This is a genomic window from Pantoea sp. X-Soil-TKNS-1279 (assembly GCF_059730565.1).
In genome coordinates this window covers 1,924,939-1,948,872 of record NZ_AP035948.1, presented here as the reverse complement: position 1 = coordinate 1,948,872, position 23,934 = coordinate 1,924,939, and the positions used below count along the sequence as shown (strand labels likewise).

The 23,934-nt window shown below is 52.7% G+C and carries 22 protein-coding genes, 1 other RNA gene and 1 other annotated feature; of the genes, 5 read left to right on the top strand and 18 right to left on the bottom strand.

The features are described 5' to 3' along the window. Nucleotides 1-4: 4 nt before the first annotated feature. Together sufB and sufA are read right to left on the bottom strand one after the other, a co-directional pair. Entirely contained in the window at nt 5-1,498 is a 1,494-nt protein-coding gene (sufB, locus tag AC6I8N_RS09240) for a Fe-S cluster assembly protein SufB (protein WP_013508841.1), read from the bottom strand. Between the two features lie 7 nt (nt 1,499-1,505). Then, complete coding sequence (gene sufA, locus AC6I8N_RS09235) at nt 1,506-1,880, bottom strand: Fe-S cluster assembly scaffold SufA (RefSeq protein ID WP_497830557.1); 375 nt, start codon at nt 1,878-1,880, stop codon at nt 1,506-1,508. A gap of 388 nt (nt 1,881-2,268) precedes the next feature. On the opposite strand from sufA, the gene AC6I8N_RS09230 reads away from it, so the two are divergent. Beyond that, a complete protein-coding gene (locus tag AC6I8N_RS09230) occupies nt 2,269-2,673 on the top strand; it encodes a hypothetical protein (RefSeq protein WP_013508839.1) in 405 nt (134 codons plus the stop codon). A gap of 41 nt (nt 2,674-2,714) precedes the next feature. Here AC6I8N_RS09230 and ydiJ read toward each other — a convergent pair whose 3' ends face one another. Continuing rightward, a complete protein-coding gene (ydiJ, locus tag AC6I8N_RS09225; RefSeq protein ID WP_497830556.1) occupies nt 2,715-5,768 on the bottom strand; it encodes a D-2-hydroxyglutarate dehydrogenase YdiJ in 3,054 nt (1,017 codons plus the stop codon). 207 nt (nt 5,769-5,975) lie between these two features. On the opposite strand from ydiJ, the gene ydiK reads away from it, so the two are divergent. Together ydiK and rprA are read left to right on the top strand one after the other, a co-directional pair. Next, on the top strand, nt 5,976-7,088 hold the full coding sequence (gene ydiK / locus AC6I8N_RS09220; protein ID WP_021185261.1) for an AI-2E family transporter YdiK: 1,113 nt from the start codon (nt 5,976-5,978) through the stop codon (nt 7,086-7,088). A 254-nt stretch (nt 7,089-7,342) separates the two neighbouring features. Then, an RNA gene (gene rprA, locus AC6I8N_RS09215) (antisense sRNA RprA) lies at nt 7,343-7,450 on the top strand. A gap of 238 nt (nt 7,451-7,688) precedes the next feature. On the opposite strand, the gene ppsA is transcribed toward rprA, so the two are convergent. Continuing rightward, nucleotides 7,689-10,073: a phosphoenolpyruvate synthase gene (gene ppsA / locus AC6I8N_RS09210; RefSeq protein ID WP_497830555.1), complete on the bottom strand. Its 2,385-nt coding sequence runs from the start codon at nt 10,071-10,073 to the stop codon at nt 7,689-7,691. A gap of 448 nt (nt 10,074-10,521) precedes the next feature. On the opposite strand from ppsA, the gene ppsR reads away from it, so the two are divergent. Both ppsR and AC6I8N_RS09200 read left to right on the top strand, forming a co-directional pair. Next, nucleotides 10,522-11,349, top strand: coding sequence for a posphoenolpyruvate synthetase regulatory kinase/phosphorylase PpsR (gene ppsR / locus AC6I8N_RS09205; protein ID WP_021185264.1), 828 nt, complete (start codon nt 10,522-10,524; stop codon nt 11,347-11,349). 193 nt (nt 11,350-11,542) lie between these two features. Then, nucleotides 11,543-12,589 (top strand): 3-deoxy-7-phosphoheptulonate synthase, encoded by a 1,047-nt coding sequence (locus AC6I8N_RS09200; protein WP_021185265.1) that lies wholly within the window; start codon nt 11,543-11,545, stop codon nt 12,587-12,589. Nucleotides 12,590-12,598: 9 nt separating this feature from the next. On the opposite strand, the gene AC6I8N_RS09195 is transcribed toward AC6I8N_RS09200, so the two are convergent. The 14 genes from AC6I8N_RS09195 to infC all read right to left on the bottom strand — a co-directional run bounded on the left by AC6I8N_RS09195 (nt 12,599) and on the right by infC (nt 23,933). Further along, nucleotides 12,599-14,038, bottom strand: a complete 1,440-nt coding sequence (locus AC6I8N_RS09195; RefSeq protein ID WP_497830554.1) for a protein adenylyltransferase SelO — start codon at nt 14,036-14,038, stop codon at nt 12,599-12,601. Between the two features lie 98 nt (nt 14,039-14,136). Continuing rightward, on the bottom strand, nt 14,137-14,880 hold the full coding sequence (locus AC6I8N_RS09190; RefSeq protein WP_497830676.1) for an EAL domain-containing protein: 744 nt from the start codon (nt 14,878-14,880) through the stop codon (nt 14,137-14,139). Nucleotides 14,881-15,190: 310 nt separating this feature from the next. Further along, nucleotides 15,191-15,649 carry a C40 family peptidase gene (locus AC6I8N_RS09185; RefSeq protein WP_021185268.1) on the bottom strand — a complete coding sequence of 153 codons (459 nt, stop codon included), beginning with the start codon at nt 15,647-15,649 and terminating at the stop codon, nt 15,191-15,193. A 74-nt stretch (nt 15,650-15,723) separates the two neighbouring features. After that, a complete protein-coding gene (btuD, locus tag AC6I8N_RS09180; RefSeq protein ID WP_497830553.1) occupies nt 15,724-16,470 on the bottom strand; it encodes a vitamin B12 ABC transporter ATP-binding protein BtuD in 747 nt (248 codons plus the stop codon). Nucleotides 16,471-16,473: 3 nt separating this feature from the next. Beyond that, nucleotides 16,474-17,016 (bottom strand): glutathione peroxidase, encoded by a 543-nt coding sequence (locus AC6I8N_RS09175; RefSeq protein ID WP_208725324.1) that lies wholly within the window; start codon nt 17,014-17,016, stop codon nt 16,474-16,476. A gap of 40 nt (nt 17,017-17,056) precedes the next feature. Further along, nucleotides 17,057-18,040 (bottom strand): vitamin B12 ABC transporter permease BtuC, encoded by a 984-nt coding sequence (btuC, locus tag AC6I8N_RS09170; RefSeq protein ID WP_497830552.1) that lies wholly within the window; start codon nt 18,038-18,040, stop codon nt 17,057-17,059. Between the two features lie 97 nt (nt 18,041-18,137). After that, nucleotides 18,138-18,494 (bottom strand): DUF2502 domain-containing protein, encoded by a 357-nt coding sequence (locus AC6I8N_RS09165; RefSeq protein WP_021185272.1) that lies wholly within the window; start codon nt 18,492-18,494, stop codon nt 18,138-18,140. 193 nt (nt 18,495-18,687) lie between these two features. Then, entirely contained in the window at nt 18,688-18,990 is a 303-nt protein-coding gene (gene ihfA, locus AC6I8N_RS09160; RefSeq protein WP_007892687.1) for an integration host factor subunit alpha, read from the bottom strand. A 4-nt stretch (nt 18,991-18,994) separates the two neighbouring features. Continuing rightward, the gene (gene pheT, locus AC6I8N_RS09155) at nt 18,995-21,382 is read right to left on the bottom strand and encodes a phenylalanine--tRNA ligase subunit beta (protein WP_497830551.1); all 2,388 of its coding nucleotides are present in this window, start codon (nt 21,380-21,382) and stop codon (nt 18,995-18,997) included. 14 nt (nt 21,383-21,396) lie between these two features. Beyond that, on the bottom strand, nt 21,397-22,380 hold the full coding sequence (gene pheS / locus AC6I8N_RS09150) for a phenylalanine--tRNA ligase subunit alpha (RefSeq protein WP_021185274.1): 984 nt from the start codon (nt 22,378-22,380) through the stop codon (nt 21,397-21,399). 71 nt (nt 22,381-22,451) lie between these two features. Beyond that, nucleotides 22,452-22,577 (bottom strand) — a sequence feature (Phe leader region). Next, nucleotides 22,528-22,572: a pheST operon leader peptide PheM gene (pheM, locus tag AC6I8N_RS09145; RefSeq protein ID WP_106120997.1), complete on the bottom strand. Its 45-nt coding sequence runs from the start codon at nt 22,570-22,572 to the stop codon at nt 22,528-22,530. It overlaps the preceding feature by 45 nt. 115 nt (nt 22,578-22,692) lie before the next feature. After that, complete coding sequence (rplT, locus tag AC6I8N_RS09140) at nt 22,693-23,049, bottom strand: 50S ribosomal protein L20 (RefSeq protein WP_007892678.1); 357 nt, start codon at nt 23,047-23,049, stop codon at nt 22,693-22,695. A gap of 43 nt (nt 23,050-23,092) precedes the next feature. After that, nucleotides 23,093-23,290, bottom strand: coding sequence for a 50S ribosomal protein L35 (rpmI, locus tag AC6I8N_RS09135; protein ID WP_006118955.1), 198 nt, complete (start codon nt 23,288-23,290; stop codon nt 23,093-23,095). A gap of 100 nt (nt 23,291-23,390) precedes the next feature. Then, entirely contained in the window at nt 23,391-23,933 is a 543-nt protein-coding gene (gene infC / locus AC6I8N_RS09130; protein ID WP_208725526.1) for a translation initiation factor IF-3, read from the bottom strand. Nucleotide 23,934: the final 1 nt, after the last annotated feature.

The following is a 23,934-nucleotide window of genomic DNA, read 5'->3' as shown; positions in this document are numbered from 1 at the left end:
GCCATCAGCCCACGCTGTGCTCAAGGCTGATTGCTAACAATTTTTGCGCTTCCACGGCGAATTCCAGTGGCAGCTCGGAGAAAACATCTTTACAGAAGCCGTTAACGATCATCGAGATCGCATCTTCTTCACTGATGCCACGTTGCAGACAGTAGAACATCTGATCTTCACCGATACGCGATGTCGTGGCTTCATGCTCCAGCTGCGCGGTATTGTTACGCGCTTCCACATACGGGAAGGTATGCGCACCGCAATCCGGGCCAATCAGCATCGAATCACACTGGGTAAAGTTACGCGCGTTAGTGGCGGTCGGCATGATTTTCACCAGACCGCGATAGGTATTCTGGCTCTTACCGGCCGAGATGCCTTTCGAAATAATGGTCGATTTGGTGTTCTTACCGATGTGGATCATCTTGGTGCCGGTATCCGCCTGCTGATGACCACTGGTCAGCGCCACGGAGTAAAACTCACCGATGGAGTAATCACCGCGCAGAATGCAGCTCGGGTATTTCCAGGTGATGGCTGAACCGGTTTCTGACTGCGTCCACGACATTTTGCTGTGGTCGCCTTCACACAGGGCGCGTTTGGTGACGAAGTTGAGGATACCGCCCTCACCTTCTCCGCCCGGGAACCAGTTCTGCACCGTGGAATATTTTACTTCGGCGTTCTTGTGGATAATCACTTCCACCACCGCCGCATGCAGCTGATAGGTATCACGCACGGGTGCCGAACAGCCTTCGATGTAGCTCACGTAGCTGTCTTCATCCGCCACCAGAATGGTACGTTCAAACTGACCGGTTTTTGCCGCGTTGATGCGGAAATAGGTCGACAGCTCCATCGGGCAGCGCACGCCTTTCGGGATGTAGACGAAAGTACCGTCCGACGCTACCGCAGAGTTCAGCGCTGCAAAAAAGTTATCGTTGGCCGGAACCACGGTGCCAAGATACTTTTTCACCAGCTCAGGGTGTTCCTGAATCGCTTCGCCGAAGGAGCAGAAAATGATGCCCTGCTCCGCCAGTTTGCCACGATAGGTGGTAGCAACCGAAACGGAGTCGAAAATCGCATCGACCGCCACTTCTTTACCTTCACGTACCGGTACACCCAACTGGTTAAAGGCATTTTCCACTTCCTGCGTCAGATACTCACTGGCAGGGGCGCTGCCGGAAGCCTGAGTCGCACCTGGCTCAGAAGCACAGGTATCATCGCAGTTGCCACAGGAGGGCGCGGAGTAATAGCTGTAATCCTGGTAGTCGAGTTTCTCATAATGCGCTTTCAACCAGTGCGGCTCTTCCATTTCCAGCCAGGCACGAAAGGCTTTTAGACGAAACTCCAGCATCCACTCTGGCTCGTTACGCTTAGCCGAAATTGCCCGTACCACGTCCTCATTGAGGCCATGAGCAAATTCTTCGGTTTGCAGTTGGGTAAAGAAGCCCTCTTTGTAGTTGAGCTTGCCTTCCCACATTTGTACATCGTCAGATGTTTCGCTGTGTCGTGACATATTTCACTTACTCGACGCCAAAGCTTTCACCGCACCCGCAGGCGTGCTGAGCTTTAGGGTTGTTAAATTTAAAGATCTGGTTCAGGCCTTCACGGACGTAGTCGACTTCGGTGCCATCGACAAACGGCATGGCCTGTAGCGGCACATACAGGGTTGCGCCGAAGTATGGGAACTGCAGGTCGTCATCGGCAGGTTCTTTCACCAGGTCCATGACATAACCAAAACCGGCACAGCCGGACTGTTTCACTCCTACCCGCAGGCCCTTGACTTCAGGATCCTGTGCGACCAGGTTAAGAATCTGTTTTGCTGCCGATTCGGTCAGCGTCAGCCCCTTCCAGACGAAATCATCGGGTGAAAAAGAAGCTGCATTTACTGATGACATAGTGCTACCTCGTAAGTCTGGGCCTTTTCAGGCTATCCCCCTATGGTAGTGATATCAGATATCACTTCAACCTCTTGTTTTGCAGGGATAATCATCTCGTGCTATTTTTTACTGTTGCTTTGTTAAGCATAGTCGCTTCACACTGCTTTGCGGCGGGGAAAACTGCCGCGCCGATACAATTGTAACCTGTTAAAAAATCGCAAAATTTCATTTTGTCACTTTACGATTTTCCGCTGATTGATAGGTTACGCCTTTCCTTAATGTGAAGAAATTGTTATTGCCGATTTGAGTAACAGGCAAAGTAAATCAATAAAATTTCTCTAGGGAATTGCATTCCTGACGTGGTTGAATATGATAATGATTATCATTAACCCATTAAGGTGGCGACATGACGCTTTCCGTCTCAGCCTGGTTACAACACAAAATCGATGAATATAAGTTTTCGGTACGTGATATCACCGTTGACTTCTATATGGCTCAGGCAAAGCTCAACCGCACCGATTGTACAATCGAACAACTGCGTCGTTTTAATGACACCTGTCTCGATATGGCGGAAATCTGCCAATTGAATGGCGATGACCAAAGCTATCTACACGCAATGGGCAAACTCCATCACCGCTTAGTGCAGGAGATGGGCAATGCCGATCGCGACCGTTTGTTCCGTATTCAGGCCTATCAACTGGCGCGCCTGTCGCTGACTCGCTTGTGTCATCAACTGGCGCTGAGCGGCGAGTGGGATCAAGCCACCAGCCTGCAAAGTGATTTCGTCCGTCACGCAGGCTGGATATTCTAATCCAGCTGCGTCCTGACGTCTCCTGGAATTCTACAATTTGTTTACAATAGTTCCAGCAATGCCTGAAGCGGGTGACGCATGCCATTGCCTTCCGCGCGTTTCACCTGACTACGGCACGAGAAACCGGTGGCGAGACAGCGTTGACGCGGCAGTTTTTGCATCTGCGGATGCCAGGACAACGCGTAAATCCCCAGCGAGTTCTCCAGATTTTTGCTTTCGTGTCCATAGGTACCCGCCATACCACAGCAGCCGACATTAACGTTTTCCAGCTTCGCTCCGAAACGGGCAAAAATGTCCTGCCATTGGTTGGGGGTTGAGGGTAGCGCGGTTACTTCAGTGCAATGGGCAAACAGATACCAGGCCTCGCCCCCGGTGTTTTGCACGGCACGTTCCGCCACCGCAGTCTGCAACCATTCATGGACCAACAACACATTAAAATCACCGCGCTTCTCGCCCAGTACCTGGTTGTACTCATCCCGGTAGCACAACACGGTAGCCGGATCGACACCAACCATCGGCATGCCTAACTGCGCCACACGATTGAGGAAGTCCGCAGTTTTTTCTGCCGTGCGGGCAAAACGTTGCAGGAAGCCTTTGACATGTTGCGCCTTGCCGTTCGGTGAAAATGGCAGCAGCACCGGGCGGTAACCGAGTTTCTCAATCAGTTTGACAAAGTCAGTCACCAGTTGGGCTTCGTAATAGCTGGTAAACGGATCCTGTACCACCAGCACACAATCCTTGCGCGCGTTGCTGTCGAGCGCTTCCAGTTGCTCCAGCGTCAGGTTCATCGCCGGATGGCCACTCAGCTGCTGCTTCAGACTCGGTGAGGAGAGCAACGGCAAATCGACCATGCCGATATGGCTTTTGCTGAGCTCGCGCATCCACGGCTGTTTCAGGAAAAAGTTAAATACCTTTGGCGCTTTCGCCATCAGCGGCGCGTAGCTTTCAACCGTGGCAACCAGATGATCGCTCATCGGGCGCAGATAACGCGTGTGATACAGTTGTAGGAAGCGAGAGCGGAAGTTCGGTACGTCAATTTTAATCGGACACTGGGTCGAACAGGCTTTACAGGCGAGGCAGCCCGCCATCGCTTCTTTTACTTCATGAGAGAAATCATACTCGCCTTGCTTCGCATGCCATGAGTTACGGGTACGCTGAATCAAGGTACGCAGGCTGGCGCGTTGCTCTGGCAGGGATTTCTCCAGCAGCACCGGATCCACCCCCTGCTCGGACAGCAGGCGCAACCATTCACGCGTCAGCGTGGCACGGCCTTTCGGTGAGTGGATACGGTTACGGGTGATTTTCATCGATGGGCACATCGGGCTGCGCGTATCAAAGTTGAAGCACAGACCGTTACCATTGCACTCCATCGCGCCGCGCCAGTCATTGCGCACTGTGAGCGGGATCTGGCGATCATACGTACCGCGCTTCACCGCATCGACCTGCATCATCGGTTCGTTGCTACCCAGCGGCGTACAGATTTTGCCGGGGTTCATGCGGTTATCGGGGTCAAACGCCGCTTTGATGCGACGCAATTCGTTAAACAGGGTTTCACCGAAAAACGCCGGACTGTATTGCGCGCGGAAACCTTTGCCATGCTCGCCCCACAGCAGGCCGCCATAACGTGCGGTCAAGGCCACCACTTCATCGGAGATCTGCTTCATCAGCATCTCTTGCTGCGGATCGCACATATCCAGCGCCGGACGGACGTGCAGCACACCGGCGTCGACATGACCAAACATGCCATAGCTCAGGCCGTGGCTATCAAGCAGAGCGCGGAAATCGACGATATAATCCGCCAGATGCTCCGGCGGCACAGCGGTATCCTCAACAAACGGAATTGGCTTGGCGCGCCCTTTGGCATTTCCGAGCAGACCTACCGCTTTCTTGCGCATATTATAGATGCGCTCGATGCCGCCTAAGTCGTTACACAGCTGATAACCGATCACTCCCCCCTGCTGCTGCGTCATCAGTTCATCCAGACGCGCGCACAAGGTCGATACCTGCTGCTCAATCAGTTCACCGTCATCTCCGGCGAACTCGACGATGTTCAGTCCCAGCATCTCTTTATCCGGCACATCGGTAATCAACTCTTTAACCGAATGCCAGACGATATCTTCACGCGCCAGATTCAATACTTTTGAGTCGACGGTTTCCACCGATAACGCTTTTGCTTCGACCATAAAGGGGGCGTTGCGCAGTGCAGAGTCGAAGGAGTCATATTTGATATTTACCAGCCGGCGCACTTTCGGGATCGGCGTGATATCGAGTCGCGCTTCGCTGATAAACGCCAGAGTGCCCTCGGCACCGCACAGCAGGCGCGTCAGATCAAAGGTGTGCAGATCGTCACTGAACACATGGCGTAAATCATAACCGGTGAGAAAACGGTTCAGTTTCGGGAATTTTTCCAGAATCAACGCACGTTGTTCACGACAACGCGTCATCACCTGCTGATAAATACGCCCTTCTTTGGTTGGCGTTTGCGCCAGTTTCTCCGCTAAATCGGTCGGCATCGCGCGGGTATCAAGAATATCGCCGCCCAGCAGCACCGCGCGCAGACCCAGAACATGGTCGGAGGTTTTGCCATACACCAGCGACCCTTGCCCGGAAGCATCGGTGTTGATCATCCCGCCCAGGGTGGCGCGGTTACTGGTCGATAACTCAGGGGAGAAAAAGAAACCGTAGGGTTTCAGCCAGGCGTTTAACTGATCTTTCACTACCCCGGCTTCGACGCGAACCCAGCGTTGCTCGGTGTTGATTTCGAGGATGCGGTTCATGTAGCGCGACATATCAACCACAATCCCCTGATTCAGGGACTGCCCGTTGGTGCCCGTGCCGCCGCCGCGTGGGGTAAACACCAGGCTGGCAAAACGTTCTTCCCCTGCCAGACGCGCAATCAGCGCGACATCCGCGGTGGAACGGGGAAAGAGCGCCGCATCCGGCAGCAATTGATAAATGCTGTTATCGGTTGAAAGTGAGAGACGATCAGCGTAACTGGTGGCGGTATCGCCAGTAAATCCTTGCTCTTTTAAGGACGCCAGGAATGTCAGCACCAGTTGAACGAGGCCCGGTGCCTGGGAAATCTGTGGGATCATTATTGAGTGACCGAGATGTTGTAAACGTTTGCGTAGTCGATTCTTATGAATTATTCGTTTTATCACATTTTTCAGTCGCTCGCTGTTTTTTCAGGAAACGTAAAAAGCGGCCTGCATTTCTCTGTTTAATCCTTCTGAAATAGGTAATCATTGATTGGGGACAGTAAACCCCACTGTGAAGGATTCAATTGAGGTCAAAAGGCTGTTATGAAAAACCTGCAAGGCGGTTTGGACTTACCGCAAATGCTGTTCTCACTGATGTTCATCCTGCTGATGATCATCGCCTGCCTCTGGGTAGTTCAACCTTTTATTCTGGGTTTCGCCTGGGCCAGTATGGTGGTAATCGCCACCTGGCCGCTGATGATTAAGTTGCAGCACCTGTTATGGGGACGCCGCTCGCTGGCGGTAATCGCCATGACCATCCTGTTGCTGCTGCTGTTTATCATCCCCATCGCCGTGCTGGTAAATAGCCTGATCGACAATAGCGCGCCGGTTATTGCCTGGGCCACACAGGGCCATATGACGGTGCCACAGCTTGACTGGCTGAAAGAAGTGCCGATGGTCGGTGACAAACTGTTTGTCAGCTACCACAAGTTGGTTGATGGCGGTGGCTCAGCAATTATGAGCAAGTTGCAGCCCTATATTGGTCGCACCACCGGCTTCTTTGTCGCCCAGGCGGGTCATTTTGGCCGCTTTATGCTGCATCTGGGATTAATGCTGCTATTCAGCGTGCTGCTGTACTGGCGTGGTGAGCAGGTCGGGCTGGGTATTCGGCATTTTGCTTACCGTATGGGTGGACGCCGTGGCGATGCCGCGGTATTACTGGCTGGTCAGGCCATCCGCGCCGTCGCGCTGGGGGTAGTGGTGACAGCGCTGGTGCAGGGCGTATTAGGCGGTATCGGTTTAGCCATCTCGGGTATCCCGTATGCCACCCTGCTTACCGTGGTAATGATTCTTTCCTGCCTGGTACAACTCGGCCCCTTGATTGTGTTGGTTCCGGCGATTATCTGGCTCTATTGGAGTGGTGATACTACCTGGGGCACCGTGCTGCTGGTGTGGAGTTGCGTGGTCGGGACACTCGACAACGTACTGCGCCCGATGCTGATCCGCATGGGTGCCGATTTGCCGATGATTTTGATCCTCTCCGGCGTGATCGGTGGTCTGGTGGCTTTTGGCATGATTGGCCTGTTTATCGGACCGGTGGTGTTGGCGGTATCCTATCGCCTGGTATCAGTATGGATGCATGAGGCTCCGGCACCGGATGACGATCCAGAAACCGTGGTAGAAGAACTCACCGAGCACGACGACCATACTGCCTGACCCTGCCTTACGGTGGTTAACGCCAGTTAACCACCGTCACACAATTCCCTTTTGTTAACGAAAATTTCCATAAGCGATTTTTAAGAAAAACCGCATTTTCACGCCATTCCTGTCAGTTTTGATAACGGAAAGATTATTTTCTGTACTGATTGACGGCCAAAATCCACTAAAAACACGTTTAAAAGATTATCAGCTTTAAACTAATAAGAGGATTCTTAAAGACGCCAGAAGCGGCTGTGAATAACATGTTTCCTATGTTTGAGATCAAACCACTGATTTTTAAACAACCTTTTTCCCCTGAGTAAAGTGAAGAATTGCTGTGTGTAGTCTTTGCCCATCCCCTGTGATGGGCTTTTTTTTGGGGATTTTTTGCCTCAGAGCAACGCATTGACAGGTTAAATGCCCGATGAGCCCCTCATTGCCTCTCACACCTTACTTGTCCAGGGTGACTTCGACCTTCTGACTGGCGCGTCGTAAATACGGTAAGCAGGGAGGTGATAAGGAGAGTTATCACAACAACGATGGGAAAAATACTTATCCGGGAAGATGGATGTGGGAGAGATAAGTCCCGGAAACTTTCCGGGACTCTGGTTTACACAGTTATTTAGCCTTGTTCAGCTCTGCCAGACTCAGCCAGGTTTCTACGACGGTATCCGGGTTCAGCGACAAGCTGTCAATTCCCTCTTCCATCAGCCAGGCAGCAAAATCCTGATGATCAGACGGTCCCTGACCACAAATCCCGACATACTTGCCCTGTTTCTTCGCAGCCTGAATCGCCATCGACAGCAACGCTTTCACCGCATCATTACGCTCGTCAAACAGCGCGGAAACTACGCCGGAATCGCGATCCAGACCCAGAGCCAGTTGCGTCATGTCATTGGAACCGATAGAGAATCCATCGAAATGTTGCAGGAACTGTTCCGCCAGCAATGCATTCGACGGTATCTCACACATCATGATCACCTTCAGGCCATTCTCACCGCGTTTGAGTCCCTGTTTCGCCAGTTCCTCAATCACCGCTTCCGCCTGCGCCACGGTCCGAACAAACGGGATCATGATTTCCACGTTAGTCAGCCCCATTTCATTGCGCACACGTTTCACCGCCGCACACTCCAGCGCGAAGCAGTCGCGGAAACTGTCAGCCACATAGCGACCCGCACCGCGGAAGCCCAGCATCGGGTTTTCTTCTTCCGGTTCGTAACGTTCACCACCTACAAGGTTGGCATACTCATTCGATTTGAAATCCGACAGGCGCACGATCACACGTTTCGGAGCAAACGCGGCACCCAGGGTGGCGATCCCTTCGGTGAGTCGCGCGATATAGAACTCAACGGGATCGTCAAAGCCTTTCATCATCTGACGAATTTCCTGTTGCAGCTCTGGCGTCTGCTGGTCAAATTCCAGCAACGCTTTCGGGTGCACACCGATCATACGGTTAATGATGAATTCCAGACGCGCCAGGCCCACACCTTCATTCGGCAGGCAGGCAAAATCGAAAGCACGATCCGGGTTACCGACGTTCATCATGATTTTCAGCGGCAGGTCCGGCAAGCTGTCCACCTGAGAACTGGTGACTTCAAAATCCAGCAGGTCGTCATAAACATAGCCGGTGTCACCCTCAGCGCAGGACACCGTGACCTTGCGGCCATCTTTCAGACGTTCAGTCGCATCGCCGCATCCCACTACCGCCGGAATACCCAATTCACGAGCGATAATCGCCGCATGGCAGGTACGTCCACCGCGGTTAGTGACAATCGCTGACGCTTTTTTCATGATCGGTTCCCAGTCAGGGTCGGTCATGTCGGTAACCAACACGTCCCCCTTTTCGATCCGATTCATCTGGCTGATATCCTGAATCACCTTCACTTCACCGGCACCAATACGGTGACCAATCGCACGGCCTTCCACGACAATGTTGCCTTTTCCATGCAGATTGTAACGTTCCATCACCTGACCACTGGAACGTACTGTTTCCGGGCGCGCCTGGACAATAAACAGTTTGCCAGTGTGACCATCTTTCGCCCACTCGATATCCATTGGGCGTTTGTAGTGCTGCTCGATGAGTATTGCCTGGCGCGCCAGCGCCTGCACTTCATCATCGCTCAGACAGAAGCGATCACGTTCGTCTTCAGCCACATCTTCAACACGAACCTGCTTGCCGTGTTCATGGGAGTCGGCGTACACCATCCGCACCTTTTTAGAACCCATGTTGCGACGGACGATAGCCGGACGATTCGCCGCCAGCGTCGGTTTGTGCACGTAGAATTCATCCGGGTTCACCGCCCCTTGTACCACCATTTCACCTAAACCAAAGGCGGCAGTGATAAACACCACCTGATCAAAGCCGGATTCGGTATCAATGGTAAACATCACGCCAGACGAGGCGAGATCGGAACGCACCATCCGCTGGATCCCTGCCGACAGCGCGACGCCGCGATGGTCATAGCCCTGATGCACACGATAAGAGATGGCGCGATCGTTAAATAACGACGCATAGACGTGCTTCACCGCCACCATTACCGCATCAATGCCCTGTACATTCAGGAACGTTTCCTGTTGCCCGGCAAAGGAGGCATCGGGCATGTCTTCAGCGGTCGCCGAAGAACGCACGGCAAACGAGGCTTCGGCATCATCGGCAGATAATTGTTGGTAGGCATCATGAATGGCTGTTTCCAGTTCAGGCTGGAACGGCGTATCAACCACCCATTGGCGGATTTGCTTGCCCGCTTTCGCCAACTCATCAACGTCATCAATATCAGTCTTGTCCAGCAGATCATAGATACGCTGGTTCAGCCCGCTTTGATCGAGAAACTGATTAAAAGCATAAGATGTAGTCGCATAACCATTGGGTACAGCCACACCCAGCGACGACAAATTGGTAATCATTTCACCCAGAGAGGCATTTTTACCTCCCACCCGATCAACATCATGCATGCCAAGCTGGTTGTACCAGAGCACTAGCGGCTGTTCGCCTTTATTGGACATCGAGATTATCCTTTTAAATGATTGGGGGCACATGGAACATTTTGCTATTCGCAAATACAGCCTGGCACAAGCAGAATATAAAGACTAAGTGTTGAATCGTTAAAGCAGCGAAAGAATTGAAAAATCGGATTAGTACCCGCAATTATCCAGGTTGCGCAACATCAGCAATTAACGCTAACAGATTGCTGCATCATTAAATTTCTCAATTTCAGAGGGTTAGCGCTTGCATTTTGTTGCGCAACAAAATCAGACTTTATTTTGTGCGCGAAGCAAAATAACCGAAAAAAATGACGATTTCCGAAACGCTATTTCATCTATATTGAAGGTTAGATTAATATCTCGAGGCCAGGGTTCTTTGCCATATGGAGATTTCGTTTTATTATTATAAAAAATGAAATATTGGCAATGACAATGTTGCATAAAGGTTATCAGGAGGAAGGCTTTCATTATGAGCACAGAACGTAGCGTGTTTTATATCTCCGATGGCACCGCCATTACCGCTGAAGTGTTGGGCCACGCGGTGTTATCGCAATTCCCGGTGAACACCAATAGCGTTACCCTGCCATTTGTCGAAAATGTGCAACGTGCTCAGGCAGTTAAAGCCCAGATCAACGCACTTTATCAGCAAAGCGGTATCCGCCCGCTGGTATTTTTTTCAATCGTCACGCCTGATGTGCGGGAAATTATCCTTGAGAGCGAAGGGTTCTGTCAGGATATTGTCCAGGCGTTGGTCGGCCCGTTGCAGAGCGAGTTAGGTGTGCCCTCCATGCCCGTTGCCCACCGTACTCACGGGCTGACCGCCAGCAATCTGGGCAAATACGATGCGCGTATCGCCGCGATTGATTACACCCTGGCCCATGATGATGGCATCTCGCTGCGCGGTCTTGAGGATGCGCAGGTGATCCTGCTGGGTGTATCGCGCTGTGGTAAAACCCCTACCAGCCTGTATCTGGCGATGCAGTTTGGCGTCCGCGCCGCCAACTATCCGTTTATTGCTGACGATATGGATAACCTGAAACTGCCGCCCGCCCTGCGTGCCCATCAACATAAACTGTTTGGTTTGACTATCGACCCCGAGCGACTGGCCGCCATTCGCCAGGAACGCGCAGAGAACACGCGGTATGCCTCGCTGCGCCAGTGCCGACTGGAAGTGGGTGAAGTTGAAGCCCTGTTCCGCACCCATCAGATTCGCTATCTCAACAGTACCAACTACTCGGTGGAAGAGATCGCCACCAAAATTCTCGACATCATGGGCCTGACACGCCGGATGTATTGACCTGCTGCGGCGCGATTTTTTGCCCATCGCGCCGCGCCGGAAGGTGACCAATACGTGTTTGTAAAGCGGGGCTGCCGAACTATTGAAATCCCTTTCGCGTTAGCAGGTTGAATTCGCAGGCTAATGGTTTATTGTGACCCTCATCACTTCCCGGTATTTCACCGTTGCGAAGAACAGATTTTCGAGAACCCTGATGAACAAAACTGATGAACTGCGTACCGCGCGCATCGGCAGCCTGATAATGCCCGCCGCGTTAGCGCAACAACACCCTATTTCGGCAGAAATTGCCGCAACTGTGACGGCAGCGCGTCAGCGCATTGCCCGTATTCTCACCGGAGAAGACCGTCGCCTGCTGGTGATTATTGGCCCCTGCTCGCTCCACGATCCGAAAGCTGCGCTGGAATATGCTCAGCGCCTGAACGTATTGCGCGAACAGTACCAGGACCGGCTGGAAATTGTGATGCGTGCCTATTTTGAAAAACCACGCACCGTGGTTGGCTGGAAAGGCTTGATCTCCGATCCAGACCTGGACGGCAGCTTTGATGTGAATCGCGGCATTGCTATTGCCCGCCAGTTACTGCTTGATATCAACGCGACTGGCATGCCAACAGCAACCGAATTCCTCGATATGGTGATCGGTCAGTTTATTGCCGACCTGATCAGTTGGGGAGCCATCGGCGCACGGACCACCGAGAGCCAGATCCATCGCGAAATGGCCTCTGCGCTCTCCTGCCCGGTAGGTTTTAAAAATGGCACTGACGGCAACGTGCAGATCGCCGTTGATGCGATTCGTGCCTCGCGTGCCAGCCATATGTTTCTGTCCCCTGACAAAAATGGTCAGATGACCATCTATCAGACCAGCGGCAATCCACATGGCCATGTGATCCTGCGTGGTGGTCGTCAGCCCAACTACCATGCAGATGATGTGGCGGCCGCGGCAGCTAACCTGCGTGATTTTAATCTGCCGGAACAACTGGTCATTGATTTCAGCCATGCCAACTGTCAGAAACAACACCGACGTCAGCGTGATGTAGCCGAGGATGTGGCGACACAGATCCGCGCGGGTTCCCGTGCCGTTGCCGGGGTGATGATTGAGAGCTTCCTCGAGGAAGGTAATCAGAAGGTGGTCGGCGGCCAACCATTGGTGTACGGTCAATCGATTACCGATCCTTGCCTGGGTTGGGACGACAGCGCCGAAGTGCTGGCTCGCCTGGCTGCCGCAGTCGACAGCCGTTTCTGATTCGCGGCGTTAGCTGGAGCAGCTCACCTCCAGCGTTTTACCCCACTCAGGGGGCCGTTGGCGCAATTCCGCGCTGACGGCCTCATCATTAAATGGCTGCTGTAAAGCCAGATGCAAGCGAGACAGCGCGCCAGTTTCGCCACGCTCAACCTCTTCAATCACCTGCTGGGCCAGATAGTTGCGCAACACCAATGCCGGGTTTGCAGCTTTCATCACTTGTTGCCGCGTTTCGTCGCTGGCTTCATCACGCAACAGACGCTGACGATAGTCCTCGTACCAACGGTCAAACGCATCACGGTCGATAAATTCATCGCGCAATGGCGAACGCGTTTGCTGCTGTTGTGTCTCACTCAGCAAACGGAACGTCAGGGTATAGTCGCTGTGTTCATGCGTCATCAGTGCCAGCAATCCGGTCAGAATCGCGTTGTCATTGGCATCCGGAGTCAGTAGTCCGAGTTTGGCGCGCATTTTCTCACCCCAGACGCGCATCAATTCTGGTTCATATTGACTCAGTGCCTGCTTCAGTTGATCGGTGGTCATCAATCCGGACAGGGCATGTGCCAGACGGTTGAGATTCCATAATCCGACCGCAGGTTGATTATCGAAAGCGTAGCGCCCCTGATAATCACTGTGATTGCAGATGAAGTTAGGCTGATAATCGTCAAGAAAACCGTAGGGGCCATAATCGAGGGTCAGCCCGAGTATCGACATATTATCGGTATTCATCACACCGTGGGCAAAGCCGACGCTCTGCCATTGGGCGATCAGACTGGCGGTGCGCTTCACAATATCCGTGAACCACAACATATAGCGATCTGCCTCATCCTGTAACGTTGGCCAGTGATGACGAATGGCATAATCCGCCAGCTGACGAACCTTGTCCTGCTCGCCACCATAATAGAAATGCTCGAAATGGCCGAAGCGCAGATGACTTTCAGCGATACGCATCAGCATCGCGCCACGTTCCGGGGTTTCACGTAACACAGGTTCATCACCGATCGCCAGAGTCAGTGCGCGAGTGGTCGGGATCCCCAGATGATATAAGGCTTCCGAGGCAAGAAATTCACGCACTGTGGAACGGATCACCGCACGCCCATCACCCATTCGTGAATAGGGCGTCAGCCCCGCGCCTTTCAGATGCCAGTCCAGCTTACGACCATCCGTCAGTTGCTGTTCACCCAGCAGGATGCCACGCCCATCACCCAACTGCCCGGCCCAGACACCGAATTGATGGCCACTGTAGACCTGTGCCAGCGGTGCCATACCCGGTAACAACGCTTGCCCACACCAGACGCCATGTCCAGCCCCGTTGAATAACGCGGGATCCAGCGCCATTTCTGTTGCCAGCGGCGCGTTATGGTAAAGCAAACGGCCACCCTGCAAAGGGGTTGGGTCCAGCGCGGTATAGAATCCCGGCAACTCCTGCTGCCAGCTGTTGGTAAACTGCATAGTCACTCCGCGAGGTGCATCGTTTTCAGGCACCGCGATTGGGTTGAAAATCAACGGATAGTGTAACGCCGTCACTGCGGAGAAAACAGATGAAAGGATTACTGCTGCAACGGAGAATTAAGAGTCACATCGGGATAAATCAAATCATTCAGCCGTTCAGCTTTGACCACCGGAAACAGACTGCCCTGCAAATGTGCGCCGCTGAGTTCCGTCACTTTCTCCAGCATTGCTGAATCATCAATACCACAAATAATAATCTGCGTGTCATCGCCGGTAAAATTGTCGATAAGCGTCTGAATAAAAGGTATAAAAGATGTACGTTTTGCCAGCGCCTGAATAAAGTTCTTATCCATCTTCAGAACGCTAAAAAGATTATCGTAAACCGCCGTTGCCGGTGCTTTTCCTGCACCAAATTGCGAAAGCGATAAACGAAATTCACTTTTCAAGGTACTCAATAGTGGATGTGATTTACCCTGCCATAATTGAGGAAAGCTTTCGCTGATATCCAACGCAATAAACGGCAGTTGCTTAAATTTCCTTAACAGAAAGTCACTCTCCAGCAGCGTCACTGCCATCGAATCATCAATACGAACCAAGGCGGTAATTTGATTTAACTCAAAAAAGTCGCGGTACTTTTCCAGCAGTGCCAGCTGGCTCTGCAACAGGCGCAGTTGTTGTGCATCATCTAATTGAGGCAATAGCAAATCCTGCGGCAGCGTGATAGGAGCACTGTCGTGGACAAATTGCGTAACCAGTTCAACCGTAGTTAGCTGGCCCGCTAAAGAATAGGCTGGATAAAACCAGGTTTCCGACTGATAGTCGGCAGATAAATGAACTTTCATTTTAACAGCCAGAAGCAGTGGCGATTGGCGCATCGTATATCAATGAAAACGCTCAGGCAATAGGACCAAACGTTAGAAGAGAGGTGCTTTTTTGCCTGATGGTGTCATTTTTACGCTGAATTAATCCTTAAGCCAAATAACCATCGAATATTATCCATACCGTTAATTACATTAAGGCATCATAGATAGTATTAAATCCCCTTCAGGTAAAGTGCCATTTTAAAGCAGAGCACTTTAGGGGCAGGATTTAATTTAAGTACAGATTTTGGCGACACACTTTTAGCCAAAAGTGTTCTCAGACAAATACGTACTAAATACGCCGTGCCTGCCAAAATACTTTTCGCCAGTAAACGTTGTCCAGTGATGAGCGAATCACACCCTGGCTGGTAGAGGCATGAATAAAGGTGTTATCGGTATCATAAATGCCAACATGCAGGCCATTTTCACCACTGCCCGTTTTAAAAAACACCAAATCGCCGGGCAATAAATCATCTTTATCAATACGCGTACCGATATCGCTTTGGGCGTCGGTTGAACGTGGCAACTGGAGATCGAACCGATCGCGGAAGGTGAGATAGACAAAACCGGAGCAATCAACACCGCCTCGGCTCAAACCACCATAGCGATAAGGTGTACCGTGCCAGTTGTTGAGCTGCTCATTAAGTTGCGCAATCACGGTGATGGAATCGGACAAGCGGCCATTGGGCGGAGGCGCATGGTGGCTACATCCTGCCAACAGCAGCACCAGAATCAACATTATCAGCCGCATCAGAAAAATCCTTAAATCCGTTGCCCGAGCAACACTTTAGCGGCAAAACCTGATTCGGTGCAAGGCGCGCACCGTCAGGGCACCAGTAATAATGCGCCCTGGGGGGTTTCGATACGCTGAAACTGAATGTTGTATAGCGGAGCCAATTGCCCGACGGTGAGCACGCTGGCGGCCGTCCCCTGTGCCACCAACCTCGACTGATGCATCAGCCAGACCCGATCAGCATGACGCAGACTGTGGTTCAGATCATGACCGCTGGCAACAATGGCGATACCAGCTGCACATAACTGTGCCAGTAATGTGTCTACCGCCTTTTGCTGCGCAACGTCCAGCGCGCTCATCGGCTCATCGAGGATCAGCAATTTGCCCTGCGCATTAATTGCCGGATGAATTTGCAGTGCAACAGCCGCCAGGCGTACCCGCTGCCATTCACCGCCGGAAAGTTGCAGCACGTTGCGCATCAACTTATCCTTCAGCCCCAGCATCTCCAGCACCTGGATTAACAGCCTGTCGGCTTCAGCGTTAACGTGCAGCAGATGCATGCGCAGATAGTGCCAGACAGGCATCTGTCCCGGTGCTGGCTGTTGCTGTGGCAACCAGGCGCGCATCCGGGCCAGCACGGCACCGTTCATTTGCGCCAACGGCTGGCCGGAAAAACGAATATCGCCGATGGCGGGGAGTAAACCCGCCAGCACGTTCAGTAATGTGCTTTTACCGGCACCATTAGGCCCCACCAGATGAACCAACTCTCCGGCATGCAGCTCAAGGTCGACGGGAGCCAACCGCCCTTTGACGCTGGCTCCCTGGCACTGCATCAGCATGACTTATGCCAACGCCTGTTTAATGCTGGCAATAATGGTGGCATCATCCGGTGTCATGTCTGGCGCAAACCGCGCAACCACCTCACCTTGCTTATTGATCAGGAATTTTTCGAAATTCCACAGGATATCCCCCGGTGCTTTCGGCGCACGGCCTTTGCTCACCATACGCTCATAGAAGCCACTGCCTTCCGGGCGCAGCGCTTCAGGCTGTGCTGCCACCAGCACGCTGTACAATGCGTGGCGCGCCGGGCCGTTGACATCGGTTTTCTCAAACATTGGGAAAGTGACGCCGTAGGTCGTGCTGCAAAATGTTTTAATCTCTTCGCTGCTGCCTGGCTCCTGCTCCAGAAACTGATTGCAGGGAAAACCGAGTACGCTAAAACCTTTCGCCTGCCACTCTTTTTGCAGCGCTTCCAGTTGCTCGTACTGCGGCGTCAGGCCACATTTCGAGGCCACATTCACCACCAGCAGCACCTTACCCTGCCACTGTTCCAGGGTGGTTTTTTCACCGTCAAGCGTAACCAGTTCTGTTTGATAAATGCTCATTGTCGATTCCTGTTGTTGATGCCAAGAGTGCCAGCCGCAGCTAGCGCGAGGATTTCACTAATAACACGATAAACAGTGGTGCACCGAGTGTGGCGGTCACCACGCCGATGGGTAATTCAGCCGAGGTCAGGACCAGTCGGGCGATAATATCCGCCGCCAACAATACCACGGCACCGGCCAGCGCTGAGGCGGGGAGCAGATAGCGATGATCGCTGAAACCACACAGACGCAACAAATGCGGTATCACCAGCCCGACAAAACCGATAGCACCGGCCAGCGCCACGCTGACGCCCACCAGCCAACCCATCGTCAGCACCAGCAGGTTACGCCACAGCAACATCGGCAGGCCCAACTGGCGTGCTGACGTCTCTCCCAACGCCAGCAGGTTGAGAACGCGTGACGTTGCAATCAACGCGATGATGGCCGGGATCAGCGCCAGCATCATCCAGCCATAACGCCAGTCGATACCGCTAAAGCCACCCATCATCCAGTACATTAACTGGCGCAGGTCGAGACTGGTGCTGAAGTACACCGCCCACGTCATGATGGCGCTGCAAATAATCCCCAGCGCAACGCCCGTCAGCAGCAAACGACTGACAGATAAATGACGATGGGCGAAATGAATAAGGATTAAGGTAATCAACAGCGCCCCGGCCATCGCCGCCAGTGCCAGGCTCCATAACGAACCGTTACCGAGCATCACACCCAGCACCAAACCGATACCCGCGCCATTTGATACGCCTAGCAAGCCAGGTTCAGCCAGCGGATTATTGAACAGCGCCTGCATCACCACGCCGCACACGGCTAACGCTGCCCCTACCAACAGCACCGCGAGAGTACGTGGCAGGCGCAGTTGCCAGACGAAGAGATCCCCCTCGCCTGAGAACCAACGCAGCGGTGATATCCAGCTGTCACCCGCGCACAGGCTTACTACCAGCAGAATAATGAGTAACGCGCCCAGGGCGATGAGCCAACGCTGGCTGCGGCGGTCTGCCTGATGGGCAAGCTGGTCCAGCAGAGTCATAAATAAGATTGGCTGAGAAAACAGAGATTTGATTGTAGTGAGATTACAGCAAAAAGAAAGGCAATTGCGGCGTCAGAACGACACCGCTGATGAAGCATTAATTACGCGGAGGAACGGGTTGGCCGTTGTGGTTATCACGGTTGTCGTGATTCTGCTGCGGCTTGTTGTCGTGCTGTGGCGGGCGCTTCTTCGGTTCTTTATTACCCGGATGCTGTGTCTGCCAGCCATTACCGTTCCAGTAACCGTGCGGGCCTTTCATCCCCACACGCTGGTTATGGTGCTGCTTCCACCATGACGGTGAGCGCCAGTCGTAACCATCCCAGAAATAGCCGCGTTTGTCCTGGTCACCGATATGAATCGATACGCCCGGCGTGTTGATGTTTACGGAAACATTTGCACTGGCGAGCAGCGGCATGCCTAACAGGATGCTTAATAAAAGTGCTGTCTTTTTCATCAGCTTAACCTCTTGTTTTATGTTGGCGCTGTTATAACAAAAGCGCTGAAGAGGTCACTATCAGCAAGTGCCGATTTTCATGCTATTTTCCGCATACTTACGAATTCTTTACATTATGAAAAAAGCATGGAGAACGGTGATTTTCTCACCAAAATAAAAAAGGCCGCTAAGCGGCCTTTTTGTTTTACTGAAATTAGTCAGCATCCTTGGGTGTCGCGTTCTCGACGCGACTTTTCAACTTCTGACCGGGACGGAAAGTCACCACCCGACGGGCAGTGATCGGAATATCTTCCCCGGTTTTTGGGTTTCTGCCCGGACGCTGGTTTTTGTCACGCAGATCAAAATTACCAAATCCGGACAGTTTAACCTGTTCTCCGTTTTCCAACGCGCGGCGAACCTCTTCAAAAAATAGCTCGACCAACTCTTTGGCGTCGCGTTTGCTCAGCCCGAGCTTTTCAAACAGGTACTCTGACATTTCAGCTTTTGTAAGCGCCATAGGTTCAATCCCTCAAGGTTGCCTGGAATCGCTCTTTTAATGCCGCAACGCATTTGGCAACGGTCGCGGCAATCTCCTCTTCTTCGAGTGTCCGGCTGGTATCCTGCAAAATCAGGCTAATCGCAAGGCTCTTTTCGCCTTCGTTTACGCCCTTACCACGGTACACGTCAAACAAGTTTACGCCAACTACCTGATTTACGCCAACTTTCTTACACTCCGCGATGATATCTGCTGCGGGCACGTTTTCAGCCACTACCACAGCGATATCGCGACGGTTCGCCGGGAAGCGTGAAATCTCGCGCGCGTCAGGCAGGACGCGGTCTGCGACCTTATTCCAAAGCAGTTCAAACACTAAGGTGCGACCGTTGAGATCCAGCTTACGTTCCAGCTCCGGATGAACCACCCCGATAAATCCGATTCGTTCATCGCCTAAATAAATTGCTGCGCTTTGTCCCGGATGCAGGGCTGGATTCGCTTCTGCACGGAAAGAAATCGCATCCAGTTTGCCGGTTAAATCCAGCAGCGACTCTAAATCGCCTTTTAAATCATAGAAGTCAACCGCCTGGCGCGCCAGATCCCAATGCTCTTCATTGCGATTACCGCTCAATACGCCCGCCAGCATAAGATCCTGACGGATGCCGAGATCGGCCTGAGTATCAGGCACAAAGCGCAAACCGCTTTCAAACAGACGTACACGACTCTGCTGACGGTTCTGGTTGTACACTACCGCACCCAGTAAACCGGTCCATAAAGACAGACGCATCGCCGACATATCGCTGGAAATCGGGCTGGGCAGAATCAGCGCTTCTTCGCCCGGATGCAACAATTGCTGGACCTTCGGATCGACGAAACTATAGGTGATCGCTTCCTGATAGCCTTTATCCACCAGCAGTGTTTTGGCACGTTTCAGTGACAAATCTGCTTCGCGATGCTGGGTCATGACCAGGCTGGCCTTCACCGGGACATCCGGGATGTTGTTGTAGCCGTAGATACGTGCGACTTCTTCAACCAGGTCTTCTTCGATAGCCATATCGAAACGCCAGCTTGGTGCGATGGCGGTCCACTCACCGGCGCTAACCGTGATTTCACAACCCAGGCGCGTCAGGATATCGGTGACCTGCTCATCCGCAATCACATGACCGATCAGACGGTCCAGCTTTTCGCGACGTAAACGGATAGTGGCACGCGGCGGTAATGTCGCCGCGTCAGTCTGGTCAATAACCGGACCCGCTTCGCCACCACAGATGTCCAGCAGCAGTTGGGTTGCACGCTCAATCGCTTTGTATTGCAGTGCCGGATCGACACCACGCTCATAACGGTGAGAAGCATCGGTATGCAGACCCTGACGGCGTGCACGACCGGTAATCGCCAGTGGATCGAAGTAGGCGCATTCGAACAGAATGTTTTGCGTCTCTTCATTAACACCAGAATGTTCACCACCGAAGATGCCACCCATAGCCAGCGCTTTGTGGTGATCGGCAATCACCAGCGTGTCGCTGCTGAGTTTCGCTTCGCTGCCGTCCAGCAACGTCAGGCTTTCGCCCTCTTTCGCCATACGCACAACAATGCCACCGTCGATACGATCAAGGTCGAAGGCATGCATCGGCTGACCCAGCTCCAGCAGCACATAGTTGGTGATATCGACCACCGGATCGATAGAGCGGATACCGCAGCGACGCAGTTTTTCACGCATCCACAGCGGGGTTGCCGCTTTGACGTTCACACCTTTTACCACGCGGCCAAGGTAACGCGGGCAGGCAGCGGTAGCCTCAACCCGAATCGGGAAGGTATCGCTGATGGTGGCTTTTACCGGCTCGATAGCAGGCGCATTCAGCGGCAGACCATTCAGCACCGCCACATCGCGGGCGATACCGATGATGCCAAGACAGTCGGCACGGTTCGGCGTCACGCTGATTTCGATGGTGTTATCGCCCAGCTTCAGGTATTCGCGAATATCGGTGCCGATAGGCGCATCGGTTGGCAGCTCAATAATGCCGCTGTGATCGTCGGAAATACCCAGCTCAGAGAACGAGCACAGCATGCCTTCAGACGGCTCACCACGCAGCTTGGCGGCTTTAATCTTAAAATCACCCGGCAGTACTGCGCCCACGGTTGCTACCGCAACTTTCAGGCCCTGACGGCAGTTTGGTGCGCCACAAACGATATCCAGCAGGCGATCGCCCCCGACATTGATTTTGGTGACACGCAGTTTGTCTGCGTTAGGATGCTGGCCGCACTCCACCACTTCTCCCACCACAACGCCGTTAAATGCACCGGCAACCGCATCAACGCCGTCCACTTCCAGGCCGGCCATGGTGATCTGTTCAGACAGCGCAGCGCTGTCCAGGGCTGGATTTACCCATTCGCGTAACCAGAGTTCACTGAATTTCATTGGATAACCTGCCCTTATTTAAATTGTTTGAGGAAACGTAAATCATTTTCGAAGAAGGCGCGCAAATCGGTTACGCCATAGCGCAGCATGGTCAGACGCTCCATACCCATACCGAAGGCGAAGCCGGAGTAGATTTCCGGGTCGATACCAACGTTACGCAACACGTTCGGATGCACCATGCCGCAACCCAGCACTTCCAGCCATTTACCGTTTTTGCCCATCACATCCACTTCAGCGGACGGTTCGGTGAACGGGAAGTAAGACGGACGGAAGCGGATTTGCAGATTTTCTTCAAAGAAGTTATTCAGGAAATCGTGCAGCGTGCCTTTCAGGTTGGTGAAGCTGATATCTTTATCCACAATCAGCCCTTCCATCTGATGGAACATCGGGGTGTGAGTCTGATCGTAATCGTTACGATACACACGGCCCGGCGCGATGATGCGAATCGGCGGCTGCTGGTTTTTCATGGTACGGATCTGCACGCCCGAGGTCTGCGTACGCAGCAGGCGGGTGGCATCGAACCAGAAGGTATCGTGGTCAGCGCGTGCCGGGTGATGACCCGGAATATTCAGCGCGTCAAAGTTGTGGTAGTCGTCTTCAATTTCCGGCCCGGTGGCGACCGCGAAACCCAATTCACCGAAAAAGGTTTCGATACGATCGATGGTGCGGGTGACCGGATGCAGACCACCGTTCTCTGTACGGCGACCCGGCAGTGAAACGTCGATGGTTTCTGCCGCCAGACGCGCATTCAACGCGGCGTTTTCCAGCGTCTCTTTACGCGCGTTAAGACGATCCTGTACCTGCTGCTTGGCGTCGTTAATAACCGCACCGGCCGCCGGACGTTCTTCGGCCGGCAGTTCGCGCAGGGTGGTCATCTGTAATGTCAGATGGCCTTTTTTCCCCAGGAATTCGACGCGCACAGCGTCCAGAGCGGCGATATCCGACGCCTCGTCGATGGCGGCCGTGGCACGGGCCACCAGGTCTGCGAGTTGGGACATGATTTCCTCTTCTTCCAGTCAGGCTGGTCTGTTCTCGTTGGGATCTTTCGATCCAATGTAGTGTCGCCAGAAACAAAAAAGCCTCCACGAGGGAGGCTTTCAGCGCGATTTTTCGTTTCTTTTCTTATGCGCAAAAGCCCCCGGATGTCAGGCGCTAAAGTAAAAAAAGAAACGGAAAATAGCAGCATTCATGCTTGCGTTACCTTGTCATGATTTCAACGGCACTATTGAAAAGCGCGGCGAGTAAAATGTCAATCTTTTGCGTGGCTTGCGGATAATAAAAAAGGGAGCAAGCTCCCTTTTTTACCTGACTTACGCCAGAGCTGATTTCGCTTTTTCAACCAGTGCCGTGAAGGTCACTTTGTCGAATACAGCGATGTCTGCCAGGATCTTACGGTCGATTTCAATGGACGCTTTTTTCAGGCCATTGATGAAACGGCTGTAAGAGATGCCGTTCTGACGTGCCGCAGCGTTGATACGCGCGATCCACAGCTGACGGAACTGACGCTTACGTTGACGACGGTCACGGTAAGCATACTGACCAGCTTTGATAACAGCCTGGAAGGCAACGCGGTATACACGAGAACGTGCACCGTAGTAGCCTTTAGCTTGTTTTAAGATTTTCTTGTGACGTGCGCGAGCAATTACACCACGTTTTACGCGAGCCATGGGACTCTCCTGTTTCTATATTCCGAGTGAAAAAAAATTAAACTTAAGCGTACGGCAGGCAGGCTACTACCAGGCCCAGATCGCCTTTAGACACCATGCCTTTCGGACGCAGGTGACGTTTACGCTTAGTTGATTTTTTGGTCAGAATATGACGCAGGTTTGCGTGCTTACGCTTGAAGCCGCCAGAAGCGGTCTTCTTGAAGCGCTTAGCCGCGCCACGTACAGTTTTAATCTTTGGCATTTTTACAAATATCCACTTCGCATTGTTAATAAAATGAACCAGACAGGCGAATAAAAATCCGCACAGCGCGAACGCTGCGCGGCATTTATTACTTGAAAGCCTACTGTTTCTTCTTAGGTGCGAGCACCATGATCATCTGGCGGCCTTCGATCTTCGATGGGAAGGATTCGACCACTGCCAGTTCACTCAGATCGTCTTTCACGCGGTTAAGCACTTCAATACCGATCTGTTGGTGCGCCATCTCACGACCACGGAAACGCAGCGTGATTTTGGCTTTATCGCCCTCTTCCAGAAAACGAATCAGGCTGCGGAGTTTTACCTGATAGTCGCCTTCGTCGGTACCAGGACGGAATTTAATTTCCTTAACCTGGATAACTTTCTGCTTCTTCTTCTGTTCCTTAGAAGATTTGCTCTTTTCATAGAGGAACTTGCCGTAATCCATAATACGGCAAACCGGCGGTTCGGCGTTCGGGCTGATTTCAACTAAATCTACGCCAGCTTCTTCTGCTTTCTCGATAGCTTCGCGCAGAGAGACAATGCCAAGTTGCTCGCCATCAACGCCAGTCAGGCGCACTTCAGTAGCGCGAATTTCGCCGTTGATACGATTAGGACGCGTCGGTTGTACTCGTTTTCCGCCTTTAATA